This is a genomic window from Chryseobacterium cupriresistens, assembly GCF_046614675.1.
Classification (GTDB): domain Bacteria; phylum Bacteroidota; class Bacteroidia; order Flavobacteriales; family Weeksellaceae; genus Chryseobacterium; species Chryseobacterium cupriresistens.
In genome coordinates this window covers 101,466-127,921 of sequence record NZ_JBKKJT010000003.1, presented here as the reverse complement: position 1 = coordinate 127,921, position 26,456 = coordinate 101,466, and the positions used below count along the sequence as shown (strand labels likewise).

Genomic DNA, 26,456 nt, shown 5'->3' with positions numbered 1-26,456 from the left:
ATGATTGAAAAATTCCAGGCCATAGAATCCAAAATCAATACACCCACTACTTATTTTCTCATGGGAATTCTCTGGATCGCTGTTATTCTGATTATGGTGGTAATCGGGGTTGTTTTTAATTTTATCTACAATAATTTCAGACAATATGCAGAAAATGATCCTGGAATCTTTTTCACGATTCTTATTGCCCTGCTTCTTCTTATTTTTTGCTGGGTCGCTTTGATCATGGCTTTAACATACCGTATAAAAGAAAGAGCCAGAAAAGCTGTTGTCAATGAAAAAGGAGTTACTTTTTACAACAATCAAAATACTATTATTGAAACGATCCTGTACAGCGATCTTCAGCCCGCTGAAAATTCATCTGATGATGTATATGTCCGCAACACTCAGACTATAAAATATGGCAAAACAACATTGCAGGTTTACCTGAAAAATAAAGTTGGGGAAATTATACCTTCAACGGTAGACTTTAATTTTAACTTAATAATTCTATGCAACCAATATCAGCTTTACCGTCATTTTCTTAGAGGAATTCAACACTTTCGTCCGGATCTGAAAATAAGCCAACAGACAATTGATCAGTATAATCTTAGTTCAGAACCACAAAAAACAAAATTTGGAATATTTGAATATATCATATCTGCAGTTTTTATACTGATTGCTGCCGGATTGGTTTATGTCTTTATATTGCTGATAAAAATGTTTGTCTGATAAGTAATGTTGACGCAAAGCCAATTACTGATGAGTTTATAGCCATATCTTTCATTCTCAAATGCGGTTATCCTTCTATTCTTCTGCGTAATGAACATTGTCTTCATTTAAATTTGAAAACCTCATAAAAAATCACGATTTTTGCAACTTCAAAATACGATATGTCAGACTTAATCAAAGAAATACAAAAAAGAAAGACCTTCGGGATCATTTCCCACCCGGATGCCGGAAAAACAACTCTTACAGAAAAGTTACTTCTTTTCGGGGGAGCGATTCAGGAAGCAGGTGCGGTAAAATCCAACAAAATAAAAAAAGGAGCTACCTCCGACTTTATGGAAATTGAACGACAGAGAGGAATCTCTGTAGCGACTTCTGTATTGGCATTTGAATATAGAGATCATAAAATCAACATTCTCGATACTCCGGGTCACAAAGACTTTGCTGAGGATACGTACAGAACATTAACTGCTGTAGACTCCGTAATCGTTGTAATTGACGTTGCAAAAGGGGTTGAGGAACAGACGGAAAAGCTGGTTCAGGTATGTAGAATGAGAAACATTCCGATGCTGGTTTTCATTAATAAACTGGATCGTGAAGGTAAGGATGCTTTCGATCTGCTGGATGAAGTAGAACAAAAACTGGGTTTAACCGTTTGTCCGCTTTCTTTACCGATTGGTATGGGAAGTGACTTCCAGGGAATTTATAACATATGGGAAAACAATATTCAGTTATTCCTGGAAGAGAAAAAGCAGAAAGTTGGAGATTCTATTAAGTTTGATGATATCAATGATACTTCAATTGATGATGTTATTGGTGAAAAAGCGGCCAAAAATTTAAGGGAAGAACTTGATCTGATCCAGTCTGTTTATCCTGAATTTAATCGTGATGATTATATGAAAGGTGATCTTCAGCCGGTATTTTTCGGTTCTGCTTTAAATAATTTTGGAGTACGTGAACTATTAGATGCTTTCATTGATATTGCTCCGATGCCGCAGCCAAAGGAAAGTGATACCCGTCTGGTAAAACCTGAGGAAAGTACTTTCACAGGATTTGTTTTCAAAATCCATGCGAATATGGATCCTAAGCACAGAGACCGACTTGCATTCGTGAAGATTGTTTCAGGAACATTCAGGAGAAACGAAAATTATTTACTGGTAAGAGAAGGGAAAAAAATGAAATTCTCCTCTCCCAACGCATTCTTTGCTGATAAAAAAGAGGTGGTAGAAGAAAGTTTCCCGGGTGATATCGTTGGTTTACATGATACGGGAAGTTTCAGAATCGGAGATACATTAACAGGTGGAGAGAAATTAAGCTTCAAAGGAATTCCAAGCTTCTCTCCTGAACATTTCCGTTATATCAATAATAATGATCCTTTAAAAGCCAAACAATTAGCTAAAGGTATTGATCAGCTGATGGATGAAGGGGTTGCACAGCTGTTTACCCTTGAAATGAACGGAAGAAAGATCATCGGAACCGTAGGAGCACTACAGTACGAAGTTATCCAGTACCGTTTGGAACATGAATATGGCGCAAAATGTACTTACGAACCTCTATCCATGCACAAAGCCTGTTGGGTAGAAGCTGACGAAAAATCTGAAGAGTTCAAAGAATTTGCAAGATTAAAGCAGAGATTCCTGGCGAGAGATAAATACAATCAATTGGTATTCCTGGCGGATTCTTCATTCACCATTCATATGACGCAGGAGAAATTCCCGAATGTGAAGTTACACTTCATCAGTGAGTTCAGAGAAAGTTAAGAAGCAATCAGGCAAACCGAAATTGCTTACAATATAGATCCGCAGAAAATTTCTGCGGATTTTTTTATAATATATCGTATGAAACCACCTCGTCTAAAATTCTTCGAATTTTTGCCACCACTCCGGAGAATGGGAATTTTTAGATTTCCCAACTCATATTTGGTAAAACGACAAAGTGTATGAATAACTGAGTACTCTGTTTGTCATTCTATAGAAATCCAAATCCACAAGCAATAGAATACTGTTATTAAATGCTCCTTTGCGAAGTATAAATCCTAATCTTATTCCATCAAAACTCAGAAAAACGCTTTGTAAATCTTTTGTAAAACAAATACAAAACCGTGATAATATATGAGTTAGCATTTTACCAGTATAATACATTTCATTTACAATCTTTACAAGAACTTCCCTTCTAATTTTACTTCATCAAAAAAATTAATCTTATGAAAAAGTTCATCTTACTCGCTGCTGTAGCAGGCACTTTCATTATGTGCAAAAAAGCAGAAGCTACCCAGGATAGAATCAATGAAGCAATCCATTCAGCGGACAGTGTTGCCACTGTTGCTACAGAAACCATGGATCATGTCAGTAAAACGGCTGATAAAGTTCTGGACTCGGCCAGTATTAAAATAAAAGATTTTGAAAATTCGAAAAACGACCTCCGTCAAAAGGTAGAAAACACTTCCAAAATGGTAGATTCTTTATCGGATAAAATTGCGAATACAAAACTGGAATCCAACATAGAGAAAAAGGATTCGGTAGAAAAGAAGACTGAAAAGATTGCAGCAAAAGTTCCGGCTCCCAAGGTTATTAAAGAAACCAAAATCATCTATAAAGAAAAGCCTAAGAACGGCAGTTACGAACTGAATATGCCACAAGATAAAATGGTAAAATCAGGATATCTATCTATAACCGCAGAGAATGTGGAGACAGTAAAGGAAATCATCAGAGAAGAAATCAGCAGAAATAACGGCTATATCAAAAGTGAAAATCTTTCTTATGTAGAATCCGCCTATCTGCATGGGGAAAACCAAAAAGTATACAGTCTGGATATCAAAGTTCCTATGCAACATTTTGACAGTTTAATGAATGCTATTAACAGCAATGTTGGAGATATTGACACAAAAGATATTCAGATTTCAGGACGAAACTATACGGACAATGCAATCTGTACGATCAATGTAAATATCAGTGAGAAAGCTAAAACAGAAACAGAGCCTGAAACCTTCGGTGGAAAATCCCTGGCAGCCATTGAATCCGGATGGAATGTTATTACTTCTATATTCCTGTTTATCCTGCCGCTGTGGCCTTTATTTCTTATTGCCGGCATTGGATATTATTTCTATAAAAAGAAGAATGGGAACACCGCTGATCGTGATTCTCATTAGATTTTTAATTTTTTTTTAATGAGGTTTGGAATTGGTGTTCGATTCTTATGTTTAATTTTACCAAATATTCAACAGAAGTGTTGTTTATTAGAAAAATAACTCTTAACTTTAAGTATAAGCAAAATGCAATGAATCTCCGATCAGACGAGGTTCAAATAAATTTGGAAATTTTATTTCATATATTAATATTTTGTGATTTGGTGTAAAATAAGGCCCTCATATTGAGAGCCTTATTTGTTTTTATTTCATATTCACTACCTTATCTACGATAAATTTTGTGTTTCCTCTCCAGGGAAGTGCGCCATTATACTCTTTGTAATGCAGATCAAAAGTTTTACCACTGTTGGTTTCCAGTTGTTTGAAAACTTCAGGATCATCTACAGAAAATTCGAACTCATAACTTGTAATAGTTCCTGTTTTTCCTCTTCCAAAGCCTTCCTGAATCAGCTTGCCTTCATAAGTTTTGAAGACATAACCTTTTTTCATAGCATAATTCAGGTATCCGGATTTTACTCCTTCTCCGAAAACGAAATAGTACTTATACCAGACAAATACGCCCAGTAACAGCAGTACGACACCGAGGGTGATCCACAAAGATTTTTTCATAGGTAGTGTGTTTTATAAATGTTATTTTGCGATGCTTCTTGAAATAACGATTTTCTGAATTTCAGAAGTTCCTTCATAGATCTGAGTGATTTTCGCATCTCTCATTAATCTTTCTACGTGGTATTCTTTCACGTATCCATATCCTCCATGGATCTGTACTGCTTCAATAGTAGTATCCATTGCCACCTGAGAAGAGTATAATTTTGCCATAGCTCCGCTTTCAGAGATATCTTTTCCTGCATCTTTTTCACACGCAGCTTTGAAACATAACATTCTAGCAGCAGTGATCTGAGTTGCCATATCAGCCAATTTGAATGCAATCGCCTGGTGGTTGATGATTTCAGTTTTGAAAGCTTTTCTTGTTTTAGCATATTTCAGTGCCAGTTCGTAAGCCCCTGAAGCAATACCCAGCGCCTGAGAAGCAATACCGATTCTTCCTCCATTCAACACTGCCATAGCAAAGTTGAATCCGAACCCGTCTTCACCAATTCTGTTTTCTTTTGGAACTTTTACGTTATTAAAGATCAAAGAGTGGGTATCACTTCCTCTGATTCCTAATTTGTCTTCTTTTGGTCCGATTTCAAATCCTTCCCATCCTCTTTCAACGATAAAAGCATTGATTCCTTTGTGTTTTTTCTCAGGATCTGTCTGAGCAATTACGATATAATAAGTAGCTGTTCCACCGTTCGTGATCCAGTTTTTGATACCATTTAAAAGATAGTAATCTCCTTTGTCTTCAGCTGTAGTTTTCTGAGAAGTAGCATCAGAACCAGCTTCCGGCTCAGATAATGCAAATGCTCCGATTACCTGCCCGCTGGCCAGTGGAGTAAGATATTTTACTTTTTGCTCTTCAGAAGCGAATTTTTCAAGACCGGCACAAACCAATGAGTTGTTTACAGACATTACAACAGCTGCAGAAGCATCTACTTTTGCAATTTCTTCCATAGCAAGCACGTAAGAAACACTGTCCATACCTGCACCGCCGTATTTTGGATCTACCATCATTCCTAAAAGTCCCATTTCTCCCATTTTCTTCACCTGTTCAGCAGGGAATTTCTGGTCACGGTCTCTTTCAATCACTCCAGGTAAAAGTTCGTTCTGTGCAAAGTCTCTTGCTGCCTGCTGAATCATCAGCTGTTCTTCCGATAAATTAAAGTCCATAAAAAAAATAATTAGATAGCCGTAAATTTACACTTTTTAAGCAAATCTGAAAAAATAAATTAAAAGCGGGAAAAAGGCAGGTTTGGGGAGATTTAATGATGATGGATACGTGTTTCGGGAAACGGGATAATGCATTAGGAAGACAATATAAAATGTATTGAGAAAAATAAACCTTTATAAAAGATTAATTGAAAATATAAAATCCCCTTTTCAGGGCTTCCGGTCTCCTTTTTGATTCAAACTGTTATGGTAAGCATTTAACTAATTTCTAATTATTACCTTCGGATGGTTTCAATTAAAAAAAATGCTTATATTTAAATTTCTTTATAAATTACGTAAAAAATCATGACAATCAAGAGATTATTCGATATTCCACACTATGCTTTAGAAAAATATCCTAAAACGGATATGTTTGTAACCAAATATCATGGTGAGTGGAAAAAAACTTCTACACAGGAGTTTATTAATGAGGGAAATAAGGTATCCAGAGGATTATTGAAGCTTGGTATAAAACCAGGGGATAAAATCGCTTTAATTACAACCAATTCCCGCACAGAATGGGCCATTATGGATTTCGGACTTTCTCAGATCGGGGTTGTTTCAGTACCGGTTTATCCAAGTATTTCTCCTGAAGATTATGAATTCATCTTCAATAATGCTGAAATCCAGTATTGTTTTGTTTCTGATAAAGAGCTGTTGAATAAAGTAATGAAAGTAAAACATAATATTCCGAGTTTGCAGGGAATTTTTACTTTTGACAGTATCAGCGGGGCTGCCAACTGGAGAGAAATTCTGGATCTGGGCAAGGACGAATCTACACAAATTGAAGTGGATGATCTTTCTAATGCGATCAATACAGAAGATCTGGCAACGATCATTTATACTTCCGGAACCACCGGAAGACCTAAAGGAGTAATGCTTACCCATAATAATATTGTTTCAAACATATTGGGATCCATTCCAAGAATTCCAAAAAAGAGAGGCTTTGATTACAAAGATGCCAGAGCATTAAGCTTCCTTCCTATCTGCCATATTTTTGAAAGAATGCTTTTCTATCTTTATCAGTACAATGGTTTTTCTCTTTATTTTGCTGAAAGTATCGAGAAAATGGGTGAAAACGTAAAAGAAGTGAAGCCTCATTATATGACCGTAGTTCCGAGACTGGTAGAAAAGGTATATGACAAAATCTATAATACAGGATCTTCAGCCGGAGGATTAAAATCCAAAATATTCTTCTGGGCATTGAATCTGATCACCAAAAAGAAAACCATTTCAAAGCCATCCGGACTTCAGGAAATCATCGCAGACAAGCTTGTATTTTCTAAATGGAGAGAAGGTTTAGGAGGTGAAATCGTGACTTTGGTTTCAGGATCTGCTGCCCTATCTACAAGACTTAATTTAATGTTCCAGAATGCCGGAATTCCAATTCTTGAAGGTTATGGTTTAACAGAAACATCACCTGTAATCTCTGTGAACAGTTTTGATAAGATGAAAGTGGGAACCGTGGGAATTCCATTGGATAATTTAAAGGTTAAAATTCAGGAAGATGGAGAAATTACGGTAAAAGGACCATCTGTATTCAAAGGATATTTCCGGAATGAGGAAATGACAAAAGAAGCTTTCACAGAGGATGGTTTCTTCAAGACCGGGGATATCGGACATATCGATAGTGACGGATTTTTACAGATCACAGACCGTAAGAAAGAAATGTTCAAGACTTCCGGTGGAAAGTATATTGCTCCCCAGACTATTGAAAACCTGGCAAAAGCTTCAAAATTTATAGAGCAGATTATGGTGGTAGGTGATGGTGAAAAAATGCCATGTGCTTTGGTACAGCCTGATTTTGAATTTGCAAAAAACTGGGCTATGAGAAATAATCTTAATTTAGGCTCAACACCTGAAGAAATTGCAAAAAGCCCTGAATTGAAGCAAAGAATTGAAAAGGAAATCGAAGGCATTAATGAACACCTTGGAAACTGGGAGAAAATCAAAAAAATTGAGCTTACTCCTGAAGTATGGAGCATTGAAAGCGGATTACTCACTCCAACATTAAAACTGAAAAGAAAGGCCGTAAAAGAGAAATTTATTGCTTTGTATAATAAGATGTACGATCATCATGATTAATTATTCAATGAAATTATGTAAGCATAGATTCATCTACCAATCCACTTTTGTAGGATTGGTATTTTTTATGTTTTCATGTAAACAACAGATAGAAAACACAAAATCAATATCTGAGAAAAAAATTGAAATTCCACAACTTTTGTCAGATTCCACTTTAAAAGAGAAAACATTGAATGATTATATTCAAACTGCTGAAACCATAAAACCCAATGTAAAAAACGGGGTTCCTTTTAACAAGCTTGATTATGATAAAATTATTGCTTATGATTTTGCTGGTGACGAAGAGACCTATCCTAATCCTATTGATAGAAAAGGAAAATTTACACCTGTGATCTTGAAACAACAGTTTCTGACTCAAAAACAAGCTGATCAGATCTTATCTGCTTTAGCAAAAAATTCAAGCTATGGTGAAAGCTCTGCGGCATGTTTTCAACCTCATCTGGGATTAGTATTTTTTAAAGGCAATAAAAAAATCAATCAGATCAGTATTTGTTTAAGCTGTAACACTTCGATTACAGAAATTGAAATTCCCGCCAGAACACATAAAATATTTAATAAGGGAACAGATAATGAGTATTCCTTTACTGGTTTCAAACCGTCTGGAAAAACAGCAATCATCAAACTGTGTAAGGAGATTAACTTTCATTATGGAAACAAGAAAGAGTAATATATTAATAAAATAGATTGAAGAATAACTTTTTATTTATAACAAAGTATTTTATTTCGGATATTTCTATAGTTTTGGCTAAAATTTTATTTTGATTAAACAGGCTAAAGCCCGTTCCTACTGATCCCCATCATTTAGTTTTTTAATCAATTACAACACTATCACCGTCATTCCGTATGAATCCATGCTATGTCGAAAAAAGAGCCGAGATTCTACGGAATGACAAAGACTCTGATTAAATTGTACTGCTATGTTTATATCAGTTCAGATAAAAAAAGCTGCTTCATTTTTGAAACAGCTTTTGTATGTTATAAAATCAATAATTAGAATTTAATTACAGATTTCATTTTTTCGTTTTCTTCCATTACCAACTCATCATCAACAAGGATTTTTCCAGAGTGCTCATCAATGATGATTTTCTTTCTCTGAGCAATTTCCATTTGCTTCTGAGGAGGAATAGTGAAGAAAGATCCTTTTGGAGCACCTCTTTCTAATCCTACAACAGCAAGACCGTTGATAGAGTTTGTTCTGATTCTGTTGTAAGAAGCCAATAATCTCTCATCGATTTTAGCTGCAAATTCTTTAGACTGCTCTAAAAGATATTCTTCTTCTTTCTGAGTTTCAGAGATCAAACCATCCAATTCTTCTTTCTTGAACTTTAAGTGGCTTTTCAAATCGTCGATCTTTGCATTCAGTTCAGCTAAAGTTTCGTTTTTGTGAGCAATTTTAGCTCCGAATTCTTTAATTCTTTTTTCAGCAAGCTGAATTTCCAGCTCCTGGAATTCCATTTCCTTTCCTAATGCTTCAAACTCTTTATTGTTTCTTACATTATCCTGCTGAGATTTGTATTTCTCAATTAAAGTTTTAGCATGGTTAATTACTTCATGCTTTGTTTTGATCTGATCTTCCTGATCTTTGATATCAGCATGAAATTTTTCAGCTCTTTTTTCAAGACCTTCAATCTCGATTTCAAGATCTTCAACTTCAATTGGCAATTCTCCTCTAGTATTTCGGATTTCATCCAATCTTGAATCTATGATCTGTAAATCGTATAAAGCTCTTAATTTTTCTTCAACTGAAATATCGTTGGTTTTTGCCATATTTAAATGAAATAATTTACTGGGTTTGTTTTTTCAATAGATTTTGAAATTGCAAATGTACTAAATTTTTGTGATAAAATTTCAAATAATTGTTGAGCAACAAATTGTTCGGACTCATAATGTCCTATATCACAGATCAGCATTTTAGACTCTGCTAAAAAATAATCGTGATATTTAAGATCTCCTGTAAGGTAAGCATCACATTTTCTGGCCGCTGCAGATCTTATCCCACTTGCTCCCGAGCCTCCCAGAACCCCCACTCTTTTGATTTTTTTATTGTTAAAAGAAGAATGTTTGATCACCTCCAGTCCAAATTTTTCTTTTACAAACCCAAGGAAATCTTTTTCATCCATTTCCTCTTCCAGATCACCGTACATTCCCAATCCGGCATGATGATTTTTATTATCCAGACTATAAACCTGATAGGCTACTTCTTCATAAGGGTGTGCTGACTTCATAGCGCCTACAATCTGCCCTTGTTTAAAGCCTTCAAAAATTACAGAAATCATATCTTCATCTGCATTTTCACGAATACCCTGCTGTCCGGAAAACGGATTTGAGCCTTCCACAGGTCTGAATGTCCCATTACCATTCACTGTAAAACTGCATTCGTCATAGAATCCTATATTTCCTGCTCCGGCTGAGAACATGGCTTCTTTTACTTTTTCTGAGTACTCTTTAGGAACAAAAACCGTTAACTGCTTTAAGTTATTTTCTTTAGGCTGAAGAATCTTCATATTCTTTAATCCTAACTGACTGCATATACCGTGGTTCACTCCAAAGAAATCATTGTCAAATGCAGTGTGGATGGCATAGATTGCTACTTTATTTTCAATAGCTTTTAAAACAGCCCGCTCTACATAATTTTTCCCTGTTAAAGATTTTAATCCGGAAAATATAATGGGATGAAAGCACACAATCAGATTACAGTTTCTCTCAATCGCCTCATCTACTACATTTTCCAGCGCATCATGACAAACCAGAATTCCTGATACATCACGATCATAAACACCACACAGCAATCCTACGTTATCAAAATCTTCTGCCTGCCTGATGCTTATCTCCTCTTCAATCTTTGCAATTACAGTTTTTAGCTTCATTAATTTATATTTTACGGTTACAGCGAAGATATTAATTTTACCAAAAACCTGGAAAAATTTGCAATAAAAAACCGGCTTTCTTCAACCGGTTTTGTTTTGATATTAAAAAAGAAATCAATAAGACTATTAATCTTTGAAAAGCGATACTCTTGTAAAGGAATCTACTACTACGCCACAGTTGATATCGGATTCCATAAAAAGCTGATAGCCTTTTCCCGGCTCAAGACTCGCTGGGTCCGCAATGGTATAGAAATAAAAGGTAAGAATATTACCTGTTCCACTGGAGCCGCTTGGAACCAGCTGGATAGAATTGATTTCAAAACCGGAATCGGGATTTTTAAAAGTAGCTTTTATGGATCCTGAAGAGTTGGAACCTGGAGTGATTGTAGCGATTGCTCTCCAAAAATGCACCTGCCCGTTAATTTCATTTTCCCTCCATTTACCGGTAGCCGCAATATAGATATTGCTCGTAACTCCCGGAAATGGAACGGTAGTTTCCGGCCAGCTTGTAGTAGGACTTGCCGCAAAAACCAGCGGTGTGGTATAAAGCACCTGTTGTCTCGGGCCATAGCCGCTTCCTGATGCACTTAAATTGAATGAGGGTTTTACATTTGCGTTTCCAGAATTTACTTTAACGACACCGTCGTTACCAGCCTGAGAAGATGTGGGAACAAAAAGCTGTCTCCAGAGGGTACCATCCCAATACTGGAAGTTATTCGTTGTCGTATTATAAATAAGAGTTCCTGCAGTAAGGTTAGCGTTTACTACACCTGCAGGAGGTACAGTGGAAACGTCATTATCAGCCAGGTTGGTATCCCGGTCAGTATCAGTAAGACGAGGAATGAGAATTCCTTTCTGGTTGGAAACTATATCCAGTACTGAAGCACTATTTGGCGTTACAGTATTAATCCCAACCTGAGCATACGCAAAACTGCTTATCAAAAACAGCATTAAAAAGGTTAAAATTTTTCTCATGATATAAAGCTTTTGTAGAATAAAATTACAAAGTTGAACTGTAAAAATGTTAAAAAAAATATTTTTATATGTCATATTTTATTCGTATTTTACTTAATATAATATATTGATAACCACTATATTAAATGATAATAATTCACTTTTACATGATGAATTTTATTTTAACATTTGCAGGATTCTTTTAACAATCATATATTTACCCTATTCTATATATAAATTATTAACTTCGCTGTGAAATAACCCTATCTAAATGGAAAGAGAACATAATCTTATTCCTGAGGAGACTCTATGGAAAAGATTCCTTTACCGGATAATTTATCGCTCCGATACGAAGCTTGGAAAACTGTTCGATATCATATTATTGTTTTTAATTCTTGCAAGTACTGCCATTATTATGATGGAAAGTGTACCTAAGCTTGATAAGAGATTCCATTATACTTTTCTGATTCTTGAATGGATCATCTCCATTTTCTTTACAATAGAATATTCCATGCGGATTGCAGTGGTAAAAAATAAGCGGAGCTATATATTCAGTTTTTTCGGAATTATAGATTTTCTGGCTCTGGTTCCCTTTTTTCTTAGTTTTTTCTTTCCTATTACCAAGTATTTTCTGATTTTCAGAATATTGAGAATGTTGAGAATATTCAGGATTTTCAATTTACTGGATTTTATGAATGACGGGTATTTCATTGTAAGGGCTTTAAAGAACAGTTCGAGAAAAATTTACATTTTCCTTCTGTTCCTAATCATTTTCTCAGTCATTGTAGGCTCACTTATGTTTATGGTAGAAGGTGGAAGACCTGGATTTGAAACGATACCGCAATCTATCTATTGGGCAGTCGTTACGGTAACTACTGTAGGATATGGTGATGTATCTCCTATTACGCCTTTAGGCAAGTTTTTTGCGGTTATTCTTATGTTGGCCGGTTATTCTATCATCGCAGTTCCTACCGGTATTGTAACAGCAGAAATGAGAAACAAAAGACAAAACCTGGAAATGGTATGCGAACGCTGTGGCAATGAGGATATTGATGATGATGCAAGGTATTGTAAGAAATGTGGCAAGAAATTAGCTTAATATTTGATATAAGTAAAATTCATTAATCAAACACCACAAAATCATGGAACCAAAAAAGAAAAACAGACCCAATAGCTTAGTAATTATTCTTTTTGCACTGATTGTACTGATGGTCATCATTTATTTTATATTAGTAATGTTCTTCCCTGCTGTTTTTGATCTTATGAATACAGGCGATATACAGCCAGTATCCGATAAATGATGAGTGATGAGTAATGTGCAATTGATGACGATAAACAATTTACAAGCATTGCAAACCTGAATAAAATAAAAGATGGGCTGAACATTTCACTCATCTTTTTTATCAATATTTTCAAATACTGTTCAAGCTCAATAAAAAAGACGGATCACATATGACCCGTCTCATTTTTTTATTTAAATGATGAATTATTTTTTAATGGCTTTGATCGTTTGTTTAGATCCGTCTTTCATTTCAAGCGTTATCAGATAAACTCCCTGCGTTACATCTCTTAAATGGATCGTAGATTCGGGATTACCAATGGTTTTCACTAATCTTCCCGTAACATCTGTCACAGATACATTTTTCACATTTTTCACATCAGAGATATTCAATACATCTGTAAATGGATTAGGATAAACCCGGATATTATTTTTCGCTGCAGCGACTTCGGATGTTGCCAGGTTGGCATTGTTAATACTGATATCGTCTATATACAGATTATACTGGTCCGGATCTGAATAAGCATTAAATCCAAAGAAATACACCCCTGTTGCAGGAACTGTAAATGTTATAGATTCTGTATGAGCAATTCCATCATTAATTGAAGGATAATCTGCTATAGAGCCCGTCATAGCGGCCGCATCAGGCGAAGTACCATATGCTACTTTCAGTTTTTCAGCATAAGTTGATGAATTATTACCATATTGATAACTGATTGTATATTGTACCCCTGCTGTTAAGTTCAATCCTTGTGTAAAGAACCATGCGTTGGCAGAATTGGAAGAGTTATACTTATATTTCAGTACATTGGTAGTGAATCCCTGGCTGTCAGAAGGAGGATCCGCTGTTTCCCAGTCATTTGCAGCCCCTGCATTAACATTCATTGTACAACCTGGAAGTTCTGGAACAGTAACATTTTCAAAATCTACAACATAAGGAAGGTTTGCACTTGAACATAATGTTGCAAATGTGGCAGAATCACTCCATGCACTTTTGCTTGTTGCGCTACACGCAGATCTCACCCATACATAATATACAGAGGAAGATGCTAAACCTGGAATATTATAGGTAGTTGCTGTAACTCCCGTAAAATTAGGTGTGCTTGTTGCTGTAGGTGCTGTATTGGTTGTGCTGTAATAAATATCATATCCGTTTGCAGGAACGGGAGTAGCCGCTGCCCAGGAAACGGTAGCTCCTGCAGCAGTAATATTTGAAACAACTAATGCATTAGGTTCACTACAAGCCGGTGCTACATCAATTTTAATATCATCAACATATAATTGATTCATATTAGCATCAGAATACGCCTGGAATCCAAAATAATAAACACCTGTAGCTGCTGGCGTGAAGTTCACAAAAGCGCTTGTTGCTGTACTGGTAACAATATCCGGGTGATCCGCCAGTGTATTGACCATTCCTGCACTGGTAGCTGAAGTTCCATAGGCTACTTTTAATTTTTCTGCGTATACAGTTCCTTCTGCATTGGCATATTTGTATTTAATTCTGTAGGTAGTTCCTGCGGTAAGGTTAATTCCATTGGTAAAAAACCAGGTATCGGCGTTATTAGCATAATCGTAAGAATACTGAAGTACATTACCTGTAAATCCCTGGGCGTCCAGATCACCTGTTTCCCACATATTTCCAGCACCATCATTAATCACCGATGTACAATCCGGCATTTCAGGCGGAGTTATACTTTCGAAATCCAACGCGTAAGGTACTCCCACAGCGACACATGATGTCATAAATGTTGCCATCTGGGACCATGCACTTTTGTTCGAAGTACTGCATACAGAGCGTACCCATACATGATAGGTAGTGGCTGGTGCAAGGGATGGCAGATTTGTAGTCAATCCATTGATAGATCCGGAAACAACTGTTGTAGCAGTAGGATATGTACTGGAAGTTGAATAATAATATTCGTAACCGCTTCCCGGCGCAGAAGAAGGAGCTGTCCATCCGATCTGAGCAGAATTGGCCGTAACAGCAGATACGGTTAAAGCAGATGGCGCAAAACAGGTCGGAAGGGCACCAATGTTTACCGTATAATCATGTGCTTCTCCGTACCCATCCGTATTACAAGGTATAGGATCACTGGAGAACCTGTCTCCTACTCTCATCCTGTAAGTACCTGGAGTAACGGTAGCAGGAATGGTTATAAGTCCAGCCGTAATATTATTGCCTCCTACAAGAGTACTGCTTGCCGTAGCTACAAGTTCAGGAGCGGCATCATCAAAAGTTCCGTCGTTATTGAAATCTATCCAGATACGGACATTCTGATCACTGTAATCATGTTTAACACTAAAATCATAACTCAAACCTGCACTCAGGTTGATCGTCATAGAGGTATAATCTCCATAGGCATCAGTAGAACAACCTGTATTAGGATGATCAAATCCGGCACCCGGAATTGCAAAAGAATCTATCACATCTCCTCCACTACACCCACTGGCAAAAGCAGGCGTACAGTAAGTCTGCGCAGAAGATAAAAAGCCGGCCATTAAGAAACCAACAAGTAAAAAATTTCTCATATAAAAACAGTATTAGTTAATCAAATCTAGTGAAAATCAGCAATAAAAAAAATATTTATTTAATTATATCACAATGAATTAAACTTTTTCTTTAATAAAAGGCAATTTCACCTATATAAAGAGAGGCCGCTCAAATTGAGCAGCCTCTCTTTTCCTGTTTTTTCAAGAAACTATTTTATCTCTTAATTGCTTTAAGGGTTTGTTTAGATCCGTCTTTCATATTCAGGACCACTAAGTATAACCCTTCTTTAAGATCTCTCAGCTGAAGCTCTGAAGATGGCTTATCAATAGTCTTAATCAATCTTCCGGAAACATCAACAATTAAAACAGACTGTACTTTGGATACATCAGAAATTGTCAGCATATCAGTAAACGGATTAGGATATATATTAATCTTGTTTTCTTTTACTGCAGTTTCAGACGTTGCCAGATTAGGATTTTGTTTTATTTCAACATTATCTAATAGAACATCATCATAGTAATATCCGCTACCATTCACATTTTTATCTACAGTAAATCTCACCTGGATAGTAGTTCCGATGTAAGAAGCCGCCAAAGGAACAGCAACTGTTCTCCATTGGTTTGAGTTGGTATTATCACTAAAAATAACTACCCATCCGTTTCCATCGTTTACTTCTACCGTAAGCTTGTTGTTATCATAAGTGGAAGGTGAAACCGTTGTAGAAGAAGTGGTAGAATGGTTTTTAAACCAGTCAAAAGAAACAAGAGGTGCGGTTAATCCTGTTAAATTTACAGGAGGAGTAACCAGCTGAACCGTGTTGGCACCCGCTCCATTATATGGTGAACTTGCATCTACCCATGCATATGTACCTGCCGCTTTTTGGTTATTAGCCGGACTTGCACCATAATCTGCAGACCCTGAGAACTTCCAGAACAGATTGGCGTCGGTACCTGTTGCCGTAGGGTTTATACTGCTCCAACAGTTGGGTGCTGCTCCATTATCAAAGTTTTGAGCAAAAGGAGCCATAGCAGTTCCACAAAGTGTATTGAAAACAGCAGCCTGAGAACTCCACGCACTCTTATCGGAAGAACTACATACCGATCTCACCCATAAATAGTAAGTACTGGAAGGAGATAACCCGGACAAAGGAGCTGAAGTGGTAGTGCTGGTTCCGGAAGCTGTAGTAGACGCCGTAGGAGCTGTACTGCTTGTAGAATAGTAATACTCATATCCACTTCCAGGAGCAGTAGCCGGAGCAGTCCATGAAGCATCCGCTCCATTGGTTGTCATCCCCGAAACAGTAACAGCCAATGGTTCAGAGCAGCTAGGAGTCACATTTATATTGATATCATCAACATAAATCTGGTTCATGTTAGCAGCAGAATAAGCCTGGAATCCTAAATAATAAACTCCTGTTGCGCCTGGTGTAAAGTCTACAAATGCATATGTAGCAGTTCCACCTGTAATATTAGCGTGGTCAGCTAAAGTATTTGTCATTGAAGCACTTGCAGCAGAAGATCCGTAAGCAACTTTTAATTTTTCAGGATATTGTGTGGTTCCTGATGCATTCGCATACTTATATTTGATTCTGTAGCTAACTCCTGCAGTAAGATTTAAACCTTGGGTAAAGAACCATGTATTGGCAGCATTAGAACTATTATAGGAATAATTAAGCACTTTCCCTGTAAATCCAGCCGGAGCAGTTGCTGTTTTCCATGAATTTCCGGAACCACTGTTTACCACTGTTGTACAAATTGGCAATGCAGGTGTTGTAACATTTTCAAAATCTAAAGTATAAGGTAAATTAGATGAATTACATACCGTCTGGAATGATCTTACCGTACATGCGGTAGCAGGTCCTGTAATATTAGCTGTATAAGCAGTTACAGAATAATAATAGGCAGCACCAAAATTTAAAGGAGCAGCGAAAGTATAAGAATTATTCGTTCCGCCTGCAATATCCATATCTGCAATATCATTTCCTCCAGAGGTAGTTCCAACTTTCAGTTTATACCCGGCAGCGCCATTTATTGCATTCCATGTAATCGTAGGGGTTACACTTACTCCTGTAGCATTGGATGCAGGAGCGGTAACGGTAGGACATAACCCAAGTGTTGTAAAGTTTGCAGAGCTTGACCAATTTCCTTTATCTGTTCCATTACAGTTTCCTCTTACCCAATAATAATACTGAGTTGAAGGAGTCAGACCAGATAAATCAGCTGTTATTACCCCGGCACCTACAGATCCTGAAGGCGTAGCCGTTGCAAGCGGAGTTGTTGAAGATGTAGAATAATAATACTCATATCCATTACCCGGAGGTGTTGTAGAAGCTGTCCAGCTTATTGTTGCGGATTCAGGAGTCAGGGCAGAAGAAGAAAGACCGGTTACTGTACTTGCACAGTTAGGTGTAGTGGTAAAAGACCCTGAGGAGACATACCCATTCCCCGTTCCGGCTGCATTTGGAATATGAGAATATATAGATTTTACTGATCCGTTTAAAGCCTGAACCTGAACCTGGTAGCTTGTATTCTGAGTTAACCCTGTAATTGTAGCAGTTGCAGCAGAAACCGGATTACCAACAAGATCTGTCCAATCACAGTTTCCGACTTCTCTAAACTGAACATTGTAAGCTGTTGCACCTGTCGGAGCCGTCCAGTTTACAGTAGCAGCATTGTTGGTAATTGCAGTGGCAGCTGCAAAAGTCCTTACCGGAGCCTGTGTGCCTGGTGTCCATTTATATTGCAGCCCGGCAGGGATTTTAACACTTGCGTTGGTTGTGCTGGAAAAAAGCATTGTACTGCTAGCAGCATTACCGGTAACAGCTTTAGACCAGTCACAGGTAGTTCCTGACGGCACGTTTCCGATCATCAGGGAATTTACATTGGACGCATAAGTAGTACTGTTTCCTCTTATCCCTACCTGTGGAGTACTGCCTGAAGTGCTGGTACCCGGATCTGTACAGCTTCCATAAATGATCTTTATTTCACCTGTAGCATAAACCAATCTGATCTGAAAATTTAATTTTTCAGTAGATCTGTTAAAGTAATTGGCATGATCCTGCCACTGTACAACAAATTCAGTTCCCAGGTCTTCATATCTCACTTCATGATTTCCTGCTGGTTGTGTTGCATCTGATGATGAAAAGCCTCCATCCTGCCCAAAAGCAGAAATTGCCCCTGTAGTTGATCCCAGACTTGACATTGGAGTATAATTTGTCCCGGAAGGAGCTGCTCCAAACGTGATAAATCCATTGGCACTCACATAACATGTGGTCATAGCAACACCACCGAAATTAAAAGGAGAAGACAATGGAATTGCTGCGGATACATCATTGTCATAAGTAGTATTAGTCCCAGAAGGGAATAATTTTGTACCTCCTGTAATGGAAGTATAAGCCACCCCGGTACTTTTTGAAAAAGTATAGTTGGCGACGTCGGTTTGCGCATAGACTCCCATACTCAGGGAAGCCAGACACGAAAGTAGTAATTTCTTCATAAAATAGTAAATAATAACAGTTAGGGCGGTAAATGTATAAATATTAATTTAAATTTTAAATGAAATATTAGAAAATATCATAAATTTTTATACAAAAACAATAAAAAACATCATCCAAACATTATATAATTAAACATTTATTTAAATTATATAATTATTTCGCAATATGATGAAAAATAACAACTAATTAAATAACAGACACTTAACTAATATACAACCAAAATAGACTTCAGTAAATTTTTCTATCTTAAGAGAAAAACTATTTAAAATTTTTCATCAATACTGATAATATATAAACAAAAAAAAGAGTGGCATAAGCCACTCCTTTCTTTATCATGTATTTTTCTAGTTTAAATAAAATTCATATTTATTAAGAAGTTGAATTTCTTTTATCAGATCACCATTCAGATCCACCGAATGTTTCATAGACTGAACTTCAATATGGGAGTCATCTTCCAGGTTTTTGATAAAGAATTTCAATTTTTGGTTTCCTTTGTTTCTGTCGAGAACCGTTCTGAAAAAGTCGAGATCTTCAGGTCTTACATCCATCACATCCATCACCAATGATATACTCTTTGCAAATCGTTCAAATGCTTCCTGAAGTTCAATTACATCATTTACATTAACGAAGACCCTGCCATCTTTTACCTGAGCAAATTTTATCTTAAAAATCACAAATCTCTGTACTTCCAGCTTTTCTTTCAATCTCATGTAATCTCTGTCTCCCAGCCTGAATGAATAGGATCCGGAATAATCTTCAAGTGTAACAAAAGCTACTTTCTCACCACTTCTGAAACCATCCTGAACCCTGTATTCGGTAATAAGACCGGCTACAGTATATTCTTTACCACCACCGCCATTTTCCCTCTCTTTCTGAAGGGTTTTCCAGTCTTTCTTTTTCTCTTCAAACAGTTCTTCCTGTTTATTAGAGAAAGCCTGTTCTTTGTAAGCATCCACCTCATCCAGATTCAGGAATAAGAAATTCCCTTTTGGCTCTGCCTTCTTAGTAACTTCTTCTATCACTTCCTCTTCTCCTGCCACTATATCATCTGAAACAATTTCCGTAAGATCCACAGCATCGTCCAGGGCATCCTGTTCCAAAACAGGCGCTTCATCGGTAACAACCTTTTCTTCTTCATTTTTCTCAAGAACTGCTTTTTTAGAAAGCTGCCCCTGCATAAACTGGAACTGATATTTAAATTCGTCCAGCGGATGAGCAGAAAGATAGAAGCCAATGATCTCTTTTTCTTTATTAAGCTTATGCATATTGGGCCATTCCGGACATGGAGCCAGTTTCGGCTGTTCAATCTGAACTTCTTCTGCGAAATCCGCAAATAAAGAGTGCTCCATCTCGTTTTTGCTTTCCTGGAAACTCTGCCCGTATCTGATCAGTCTTTCAAGATTGGTCTTTCCTGCCATGTCAATATCAAAATACTGTCCTCTGTGGAAAGCATCCAGTTCATCAAAAGCACCTGCAAGCACCAAACTCTCTGCTACCCTCTTGTTCATCTGTGAAGGCAGTATTCTTTCGAAGAAATCATAAATATTTTTAAACCTTCCGTTTTCTCTTTCTCTTGTAATTGCTTCACTCGGCCCTTCTCCAATTCCCTTTATCGCTCCCAACCCAAAGCGGATCTGTCCCTTTTCGTTTACGGAGAATTTGTATTGAGATTCATTCACGTCCGGTCCCAGAACATCCACCCCCATACTTTTACAGTCTTCCATGAACATGGTGATAGAATCCGTATTGTTAATGTTATTACTCATTACACTCGCCATGTATTCTGCCGGATAATTAGCTTTCAAATAGGCGGTCTGATAGGCGATGAATGCATAACATGTTGAGTGGGACTTATTGAAGGCATATTCTGCAAAGGCTTTCCAGTCATTCCAGATTTTCTCCAACCTTTCTTCATTAAGGTTATTTTTTCTACCTCCTTCAATAAATTTCGGGTACATTTTATTAAGAACATCAATCTGCTTTTTACCCATTGCCTTTCTTAAAGTATCGGCTTCACCTTTGGTAAAGTTGGCCAGTTTCTGGGATAAAAGCATTACCTGCTCCTGATAAACGGTAATTCCGTATGTTTCTTTTAAATATTCTTCTGTTTCCGGTAAGTCGTAGACAATCTCTTCAATTCCGTGCTTTCTGTTGATGAAGTTCGGGATATATTTAATCGGACCGGGACGGTACAAGGCATTCATAGCGATAAGATCGGCAAAAACCGTCGGCTTAAGCTCTCTCATGTATTTTTGCATTCCCGGACTTTCATACTGGAAAATCCCGACCGTTCTTCCTTCTTTAAACAACTGATAGGTTTTGGCATCATCCAGCGGAATAAGATCCGGATCAATATCCACTCCATATCTTGCTTTAACAAGCTTCAATGCATCTTTAATAATAGTCAGCGTTCTCAGCCCCAAAAAGTCCATCTTCAGAAGACCGGCACTTTCCGCAACAGAGTTATCAAACTGTGACACCAGGATATCAGCATCTTTTGCTGCAATGGTAACCGGAACAAGATTACTCACATCTTCCGGCGTAATAATCACCCCGCAGGCGTGAATTCCGGTGTTTCTGATACAGCCTTCCATTTTTTTAGCACTTGCTAAAACTCCGTGTCGTGCATCATCAGGACTTTCAAGAACATATCTCATCTCATCAACGAGCATCTGTTCTTCCGGTTTTAATTTATCATACTTCGCTAAAGCTTTTGCAATATTCATCCCGGGACTTGGAGGAATCAGTTTGGCAATATTATTGGTATCAGGAATAGGCACATCCAAAACCCTTCCGGCATCTTTAATGGCAGATTTTCCTCCCAATACCGAGTATGTAATAATTTGTGCTACCTGAGTTTTTCCATATTTTTCAACAACCCATTTGATAATTTTATCTCGCCCTTCATCATCAAAGTCAATATCAATATCGGGCATGGAAACCCTTTCCGGGTTCAAGAATCTCTCAAAAAGGAGATCATATTTGATGGGGTCTACATTGGTAATTCCGATACAGTACGCAACCGCAGATCCTGCCGCCGACCCTCTTCCCGGACCAACCCAAACGCCCATATTACGGGCTTCATTACAGAAATCCTGTACGATAAGGAAGTAACCCGGATAACCGGTATTGGCAATTACCTCAAGCTCAAAGTCAAGACGTTCTTTAATTTCATCAGTAATACCCGTTTCTGCATACCTTTTCTTGGCACCTTCATAGGTAAGATAGGTAAGGTAAGCCATTTCCCCTCTTTTTCCGCCGTCTACCTCATCTTCTGCATGGATAAATTCCGCAGGGATATCAAATTTAGGAAGAAGTACGTCTCTTTTTAAGGTATAAGGTTTAAATTTTGCCGTAAATTCTTCATACGCATCAAAAGCATCCGGATAGGCTAAAAAGGCTTCTTTTATTTCATCAGAATTTTTGATGTAATATTCGCCTGTCGCCAGCCCTCTTCTTTTACCGAATCCTTTTCCAATAGGCGTAGTAAGCTTTTCACCATCTTTGATACAGCTTACAATGTCCTGAATATTAGAATCATCTTTATTGGTGTAAAAGGTTTCGTTCTGAGCTAAAATTTTCACATTATATTTATCTGCCAGATACAAAAGAACTTCATTTAAATGTTCTTCTTCAGGCAGTTTGTGATTCTGAATCTGCACATAAAAATCATCTTCAAAGGTGTCTTTCCACCATTTGAAAAGCTCCTCTCCTTTCTGCTCACCGGTATTTAAGATCGCATCGGGAATATCCCCCATAATTCCGGATGTTAAAGCTATGACTCCTTCTTTATATTGAGCAATCAACTCCCTGCTCACCCTGGGAACTCCAAAATAGAATCCTTTCAGGAATCCGATACTGGAGAGTTTTGCCAGGTTTTTATATCCATTAAAATCTTTCGCCAAAAGCACAACCTGTGTTCTTCTGTCCGGATCATCTTTGGTAAACTGCTTTTGTTCGTAACGGTCTGAAATATAAAACTCACAACCCACTACAGGAATAAGCGGTTCTGAAACAGGCTCTTCTTCAGTAAATTCTGTTCCGTTTTCTTCTGCTTCCTGTTTTTTTGCCAGGTATTCTTTATGCTTTTTCGCTCTGTCTGCATTAGCTCCTTCTACTGCCGAGACGAACTTGAAAGCTCCCATCATATTTCCAAGATCCACCATTCCGACAGCAGGGAAATTTTCATCAGAGGCTTTTTTAATCAGGTCATTAATGCTTGAGGTAGCCGTAAGCGTAGAGAAAACACTATGGTTATCAAAATTGAAATATTTACCTAAATCAATTTCATCAATGCTTCCGAAATCCTGCTGCTTTTTCTTATTATGAAAATCAGCAACCTGCCTTCTGATAACAATATTGAAAGGCTTGATCGGGTCCGGATAAAGGCTTCTGAAATAGGCAAGCTGATCTTCTGAAATCTTTAATGTTTCAGCAGGAACTACGCCAATTCTTACCATTTCAAAGAAAGCTCTGGCTGTTGCGTTAACGTCGGCTGCAGCATTATGAGCTTCATCAAATTTGTTCCCATAAAGTTTTTCATATAATTCTTCAAGTTTCGGAGGTTTAAAACGACCTCCGCGGCCTCCTCCAAGCTGGCAGAAGTCCGTTCCCAAAATCATGGTATCCGCCTTTGGCTTTTCCTGAAGGTTATCTTTCAGGTTTTTTCTGTAAAATTCTGCTCCTACGATATTGTAGTCGAATTCCACATTATGTCCGGAAACCACCCTGATTCTTTCAAGAACCTTAGAAAATTCTTCAAGAACTTCCTGAAGGTCACGTCCTTCTTCATTGGCGATTTTTGTTGTAATTCCGTGAATGCGGGCAGCGTTGAAGGGAATATCATACCCTTCAGGTTTTATTATATAATCCTGGTTTTCAATCAAGTTTCCATCATCATCGTGCACCTGCCATGCAATCTGGACCATTCTGGGCCAGTTATCCGAGTCTGAAAGCGGAGCGTTGAAATTTTTTGGTAAACCGGTTGTTTCTGTGTCAAAAATTAAATACATATAATGTTCTAACTTTTTTATAAAAAGAGAATGTAAAGTTACTTCATTTTTTTCTAATCACACCCTGGTTTCAGAATATAAATCTCGGCCTTTTTTAAAAATACAAAGCTTAATTTCTTCTACTCCTATGGGTTTGCATTTTTTCAATTAATTCTCCATAAAATGATAAATTATAACATATAAAACACAATAGAGTGCTAATCTCAGAGTTTTTCCAACTGTTTTCCTGTCAAAAAGCATCAATTCTCATTTAGATCCAGTAAAATAAAAACTATAAATACAAATTAAAATATTAAATTATTCATAAAAACCCAATTAAAATATTAAAACAATCAATAAAAACACTATTTAATTAAACAAAACAAATAATAAAAGCATTATATATATATATATATATATATTTATCAATAAACAACCATAAAAAAATACCACAATGAAAAAAATTTTTATTTCGATCGGCATACTGACAACCATTGTCATGAATGCACAAAACAATAATGAAGTTTTAAAAAAAACATTAGAACGACAACGAATAGAAAACAACAAAAAATTTGATCTGTTTCTCTCAAAACATTTTGAGTCTGATAAAAACCCTGGGACACTTAAAGAACTTGAAGAACAGCGAAAAAATCTGGCAGGATTCGATCCGGATGGAAAGCCTTATTTCTATCAGTCGGATGATTTGGATCAAATAAAAAACTCCAATGCAGACTTTTTACAGAATGGCACCATCACAGGGTTGACAGGTTCATTTAACGGCGAAAATATTAAATACACCATCTTTGATGGCGGAAGAGCATTTGAAGGACATGAACTGTTTAACAACGCAGCAGACAGGGTTAATAATAAAGAAGCCAGTACCATGAATTACAGCTCACATGCCACTGCTGTTACAGGATTTATCGGCGCCAAAGACTATCCTTATACGCTTACATTTACCAATGGAACAACCCGGGTTACGAATTTAAGAGGAATAGCACAAAATTCAACTTTTGACAATTATGCCTTCGCTACTACAACATTACCCGGAGGTTCTGCTTCCAGTACGGTATTTGAAAAGATAGTCCTGGCACAGCCCAAAATATCCAATCATTCATACGGTACAAACCCTGGCTGGAGTAGCCTTTATGGAATTGCCTGGATATGGGGCGGGCAGTTCATAAGCCCTGGAACCACTGCTGATCTACAGGGAACCTATCTTGATAGCGACCAGACTTATGACAATATCGTGTATAATAATCCCACCTATGTTATCGTTAAATCAGCCGGAAATTCATATGGAATGGGGCCAACAGGAAACACCTTAGCTAAATATTATAAAAACAGTGCAGGAACTTATGTACAATTTGCAGCTACAGACACACTTCCACAAAACAACTGCGCTTTAGGATATGACTGTATTGGTTTTGGTTCTTTGGCAAAAAACATTATTGTAGTAGGTGCTTCTGATATCCTGACTGCCAGCGACAAAAGATACTCCTCTCCTTCTGATGTTATAAAATCAAGCTACAGCAGCGCAGGTCCAAGAGATGACGGCGCTATAAAACCGGACATTATTACTACAGGAACTAATGTAGGATATGGTTCCACAGCGGAAAATACAACAGGCAGCAGCTTATATAACGTGGGCAGTGGAACCTCTTTTTCCGGGCCTATTGTTACCGGAATCATAGGAGTCTGGATGCAGATTTATAAACAGCTATATCCTGCTCTTGAGCTTAATGCAGCCTCTGCAAAAACCTTAATGATCCACTCTGCATCGGAAGCAGGAACTGTCGGCCCGGACCCATGGAATGGCTGGGGGTATATAGATGCAAAAAAAGGAGCAGAACTTCTTGTAGGAAAATCCAACAATACCATACTATTTAATGATGAAACCTTAAATAATGGTTCGGTTAATGCTCGAACAGTGAAAGCATCCGGATCTGAACCCTTAAAAGTAACCCTATCCTGGATTGATCCGGAATATGTTATCCCCACAAGCATAACATGGGCAGAAGCCTACAACAACAGAACTTCCAGATTAATAAACGATCTGGATGTAAGAATTATAGATACCGGAACAGGCATCATTTATCAGCCTTGGAAATTAAATGCATTAGATCCAATGACTCCTGCTACAAAAGGAGACAACACAGTAGATAATGTAGAGCAGGTTGTTATTGATAACCCAACACCAGGAGCTGTTTATAGAATTGAGATTTCTCATAAAGGAACATTAAAAAATAACGCTTCTCCAAGTGTTACTTCCCCTCAGAATTATTCTATCATTGCATCAGGATTTAGCGAAGTGCTGGGAACCAAGGATGCCGGATTAAGAAAATCTGATGGCATAACGATCGCACCAACGGTTGTAAAAGATTTCACCAATGTATTAAAAGCTCCTAAAAATTCCACATTCAATGTCTATGATCTTTCAGGTAAGAAGTTACAGAAAGGAAAGATCAACAATCACAAAGAACCAATAGATTTATCTGCGTACACCAATGGAATTTACATCATTGAAATAAAAACAGACAAAGATGTTATTTCTAAAAAAGTGATCAAGGAATAACCTATATAAACAAAGATTTTTCACAAAATACTAACAGTTGTTAGTATTTTGTT

16 protein-coding genes are annotated in these 26,456 nt (G+C 37.3%); 8 read left to right on the top strand and 8 right to left on the bottom strand.

Annotated features, from left to right (window positions below; translation table 11 throughout):
• The 3 genes from ACLI50_RS09515 (at window position 1) to ACLI50_RS09505 (ending at window position 3,856) form a co-directional block, all read left to right on the top strand.
• The gene (locus ACLI50_RS09515; RefSeq protein ID WP_202838517.1) at window positions 1–711 is read left to right on the top strand and encodes a hypothetical protein; all 711 of its coding nucleotides are present in this window, start codon (window positions 1–3) and stop codon (window positions 709–711) included.
• 161 nt (window positions 712–872) lie between these two features.
• Window positions 873–2,468 (top strand): peptide chain release factor 3, encoded by a 1,596-nt coding sequence (locus tag ACLI50_RS09510; RefSeq protein WP_202838518.1) that lies wholly within the window; start codon window positions 873–875, stop codon window positions 2,466–2,468.
• Window positions 2,469–2,911: 443 nt separating this feature from the next.
• Window positions 2,912–3,856 (top strand): DUF4349 domain-containing protein, encoded by a 945-nt coding sequence (locus tag ACLI50_RS09505; protein ID WP_343643194.1) that lies wholly within the window; start codon window positions 2,912–2,914, stop codon window positions 3,854–3,856.
• Window positions 3,857–4,096: 240 nt separating this feature from the next.
• On the opposite strand, the gene ACLI50_RS09500 is transcribed toward ACLI50_RS09505, so the two are convergent.
• Together ACLI50_RS09500 and ACLI50_RS09495 are read right to left on the bottom strand one after the other, a co-directional pair.
• Entirely contained in the window at window positions 4,097–4,462 is a 366-nt protein-coding gene (locus tag ACLI50_RS09500) for a hypothetical protein (RefSeq protein ID WP_034695305.1), read from the bottom strand.
• A 21-nt stretch (window positions 4,463–4,483) separates the two neighbouring features.
• Entirely contained in the window at window positions 4,484–5,623 is a 1,140-nt protein-coding gene (locus ACLI50_RS09495) for an acyl-CoA dehydrogenase (protein WP_110009295.1), read from the bottom strand.
• A gap of 345 nt (window positions 5,624–5,968) precedes the next feature.
• Between ACLI50_RS09495 and ACLI50_RS09490 the strand changes: the two genes are divergently transcribed.
• Entirely contained in the window at window positions 5,969–7,747 is a 1,779-nt protein-coding gene (locus ACLI50_RS09490; protein WP_343643195.1) for an AMP-dependent synthetase/ligase, read from the top strand.
• Window positions 7,748–7,754: 7 nt separating this feature from the next.
• Window positions 7,755–8,414 (top strand): hypothetical protein, encoded by a 660-nt coding sequence (locus ACLI50_RS09485; protein WP_131797473.1) that lies wholly within the window; start codon window positions 7,755–7,757, stop codon window positions 8,412–8,414.
• Window positions 8,415–8,737: 323 nt separating this feature from the next.
• Here the strand turns inward: ACLI50_RS09485 and ACLI50_RS09480 are convergent, their stop codons facing one another.
• The 3 genes from ACLI50_RS09480 to ACLI50_RS09470 form a co-directional block, all read right to left on the bottom strand.
• Window positions 8,738–9,514, bottom strand: coding sequence for a zinc ribbon domain-containing protein (locus ACLI50_RS09480; protein ID WP_110009291.1), 777 nt, complete (start codon window positions 9,512–9,514; stop codon window positions 8,738–8,740).
• Window positions 9,515–9,516: 2 nt separating this feature from the next.
• Window positions 9,517–10,614, bottom strand: a complete 1,098-nt coding sequence (locus tag ACLI50_RS09475; protein WP_202838521.1) for a Nif3-like dinuclear metal center hexameric protein — start codon at window positions 10,612–10,614, stop codon at window positions 9,517–9,519.
• Window positions 10,615–10,740: 126 nt separating this feature from the next.
• A complete protein-coding gene (locus tag ACLI50_RS09470) occupies window positions 10,741–11,589 on the bottom strand; it encodes a phage tail-like protein (RefSeq protein ID WP_411413637.1) in 849 nt (282 codons plus the stop codon).
• A gap of 250 nt (window positions 11,590–11,839) precedes the next feature.
• On the opposite strand from ACLI50_RS09470, the gene ACLI50_RS09465 reads away from it, so the two are divergent.
• Together ACLI50_RS09465 and ACLI50_RS09460 are read left to right on the top strand one after the other, a co-directional pair.
• Window positions 11,840–12,667, top strand: a complete 828-nt coding sequence (locus ACLI50_RS09465; protein ID WP_411413636.1) for an ion transporter — start codon at window positions 11,840–11,842, stop codon at window positions 12,665–12,667.
• Window positions 12,668–12,710: 43 nt separating this feature from the next.
• The gene (locus tag ACLI50_RS09460) at window positions 12,711–12,869 is read left to right on the top strand and encodes a hypothetical protein (RefSeq protein ID WP_202838524.1); all 159 of its coding nucleotides are present in this window, start codon (window positions 12,711–12,713) and stop codon (window positions 12,867–12,869) included.
• Between the two features lie 185 nt (window positions 12,870–13,054).
• On the opposite strand, the gene ACLI50_RS09455 is transcribed toward ACLI50_RS09460, so the two are convergent.
• The 3 genes from ACLI50_RS09455 to dnaE all read right to left on the bottom strand — a co-directional run bounded on the left by ACLI50_RS09455 (window position 13,055) and on the right by dnaE (window position 23,849).
• The gene (locus tag ACLI50_RS09455) at window positions 13,055–15,379 is read right to left on the bottom strand and encodes a GEVED domain-containing protein (RefSeq protein ID WP_202838525.1); all 2,325 of its coding nucleotides are present in this window, start codon (window positions 15,377–15,379) and stop codon (window positions 13,055–13,057) included.
• A 175-nt stretch (window positions 15,380–15,554) separates the two neighbouring features.
• Window positions 15,555–18,836: a fibronectin type III domain-containing protein gene (locus tag ACLI50_RS09450; RefSeq protein ID WP_202838526.1), complete on the bottom strand. Its 3,282-nt coding sequence runs from the start codon at window positions 18,834–18,836 to the stop codon at window positions 15,555–15,557.
• Window positions 18,837–19,181: 345 nt separating this feature from the next.
• Window positions 19,182–23,849 carry a DNA polymerase III subunit alpha gene (gene dnaE, locus ACLI50_RS09445; protein ID WP_411413635.1) on the bottom strand — a complete coding sequence of 1,556 codons (4,668 nt, stop codon included), beginning with the start codon at window positions 23,847–23,849 and terminating at the stop codon, window positions 19,182–19,184.
• A gap of 433 nt (window positions 23,850–24,282) precedes the next feature.
• Here dnaE and ACLI50_RS09440 point away from each other — a divergent pair, with 433 nt between their 5' ends.
• Entirely contained in the window at window positions 24,283–26,403 is a 2,121-nt protein-coding gene (locus ACLI50_RS09440; RefSeq protein WP_411413634.1) for a S8 family peptidase, read from the top strand.
• Window positions 26,404–26,456: the final 53 nt, after the last annotated feature.

What these genes read in the sequence shown, in the direction of transcription:
- ACLI50_RS09500 (WP_034695305.1), bottom strand. Translation starts at nt 4,462, where the DNA reads ATGAAAAAATCTTTGTGGATCACCCTCGGTGTCGTACTGCTGTTACTG.
- dnaE (WP_411413635.1), bottom strand. Translation starts at nt 23,849, where the DNA reads ATGTATTTAATTTTTGACACAGAAACAACCGGTTTACCAAAAAATTTC.
- ACLI50_RS09505 (WP_343643194.1), top strand. Translation starts at nt 2,912, where the DNA reads ATGAAAAAGTTCATCTTACTCGCTGCTGTAGCAGGCACTTTCATTATG.
- ACLI50_RS09475 (WP_202838521.1), bottom strand. Translation starts at nt 10,614, where the DNA reads ATGAAGCTAAAAACTGTAATTGCAAAGATTGAAGAGGAGATAAGCATC.
- ACLI50_RS09510 (WP_202838518.1), top strand. Translation starts at nt 873, where the DNA reads ATGTCAGACTTAATCAAAGAAATACAAAAAAGAAAGACCTTCGGGATC.
- ACLI50_RS09495 (WP_110009295.1), bottom strand. Translation starts at nt 5,623, where the DNA reads ATGGACTTTAATTTATCGGAAGAACAGCTGATGATTCAGCAGGCAGCA.
- ACLI50_RS09490 (WP_343643195.1), top strand. Translation starts at nt 5,969, where the DNA reads ATGACAATCAAGAGATTATTCGATATTCCACACTATGCTTTAGAAAAA.
- ACLI50_RS09440 (WP_411413634.1), top strand. Translation starts at nt 24,283, where the DNA reads ATGAAAAAAATTTTTATTTCGATCGGCATACTGACAACCATTGTCATG.
- ACLI50_RS09480 (WP_110009291.1), bottom strand. Translation starts at nt 9,514, where the DNA reads ATGGCAAAAACCAACGATATTTCAGTTGAAGAAAAATTAAGAGCTTTA.
- ACLI50_RS09455 (WP_202838525.1), bottom strand. Translation starts at nt 15,379, where the DNA reads ATGAGAAATTTTTTACTTGTTGGTTTCTTAATGGCCGGCTTTTTATCT.
- ACLI50_RS09515 (WP_202838517.1), top strand. Translation starts at nt 1, where the DNA reads ATGATTGAAAAATTCCAGGCCATAGAATCCAAAATCAATACACCCACT.
- ACLI50_RS09470 (WP_411413637.1), bottom strand. Translation starts at nt 11,589, where the DNA reads ATGAGAAAAATTTTAACCTTTTTAATGCTGTTTTTGATAAGCAGTTTT.
- ACLI50_RS09460 (WP_202838524.1), top strand. Translation starts at nt 12,711, where the DNA reads ATGGAACCAAAAAAGAAAAACAGACCCAATAGCTTAGTAATTATTCTT.
- ACLI50_RS09450 (WP_202838526.1), bottom strand. Translation starts at nt 18,836, where the DNA reads ATGAAGAAATTACTACTTTCGTGTCTGGCTTCCCTGAGTATGGGAGTC.
- ACLI50_RS09485 (WP_131797473.1), top strand. Translation starts at nt 7,755, where the DNA reads ATGAAATTATGTAAGCATAGATTCATCTACCAATCCACTTTTGTAGGA.
- ACLI50_RS09465 (WP_411413636.1), top strand. Translation starts at nt 11,840, where the DNA reads ATGGAAAGAGAACATAATCTTATTCCTGAGGAGACTCTATGGAAAAGA.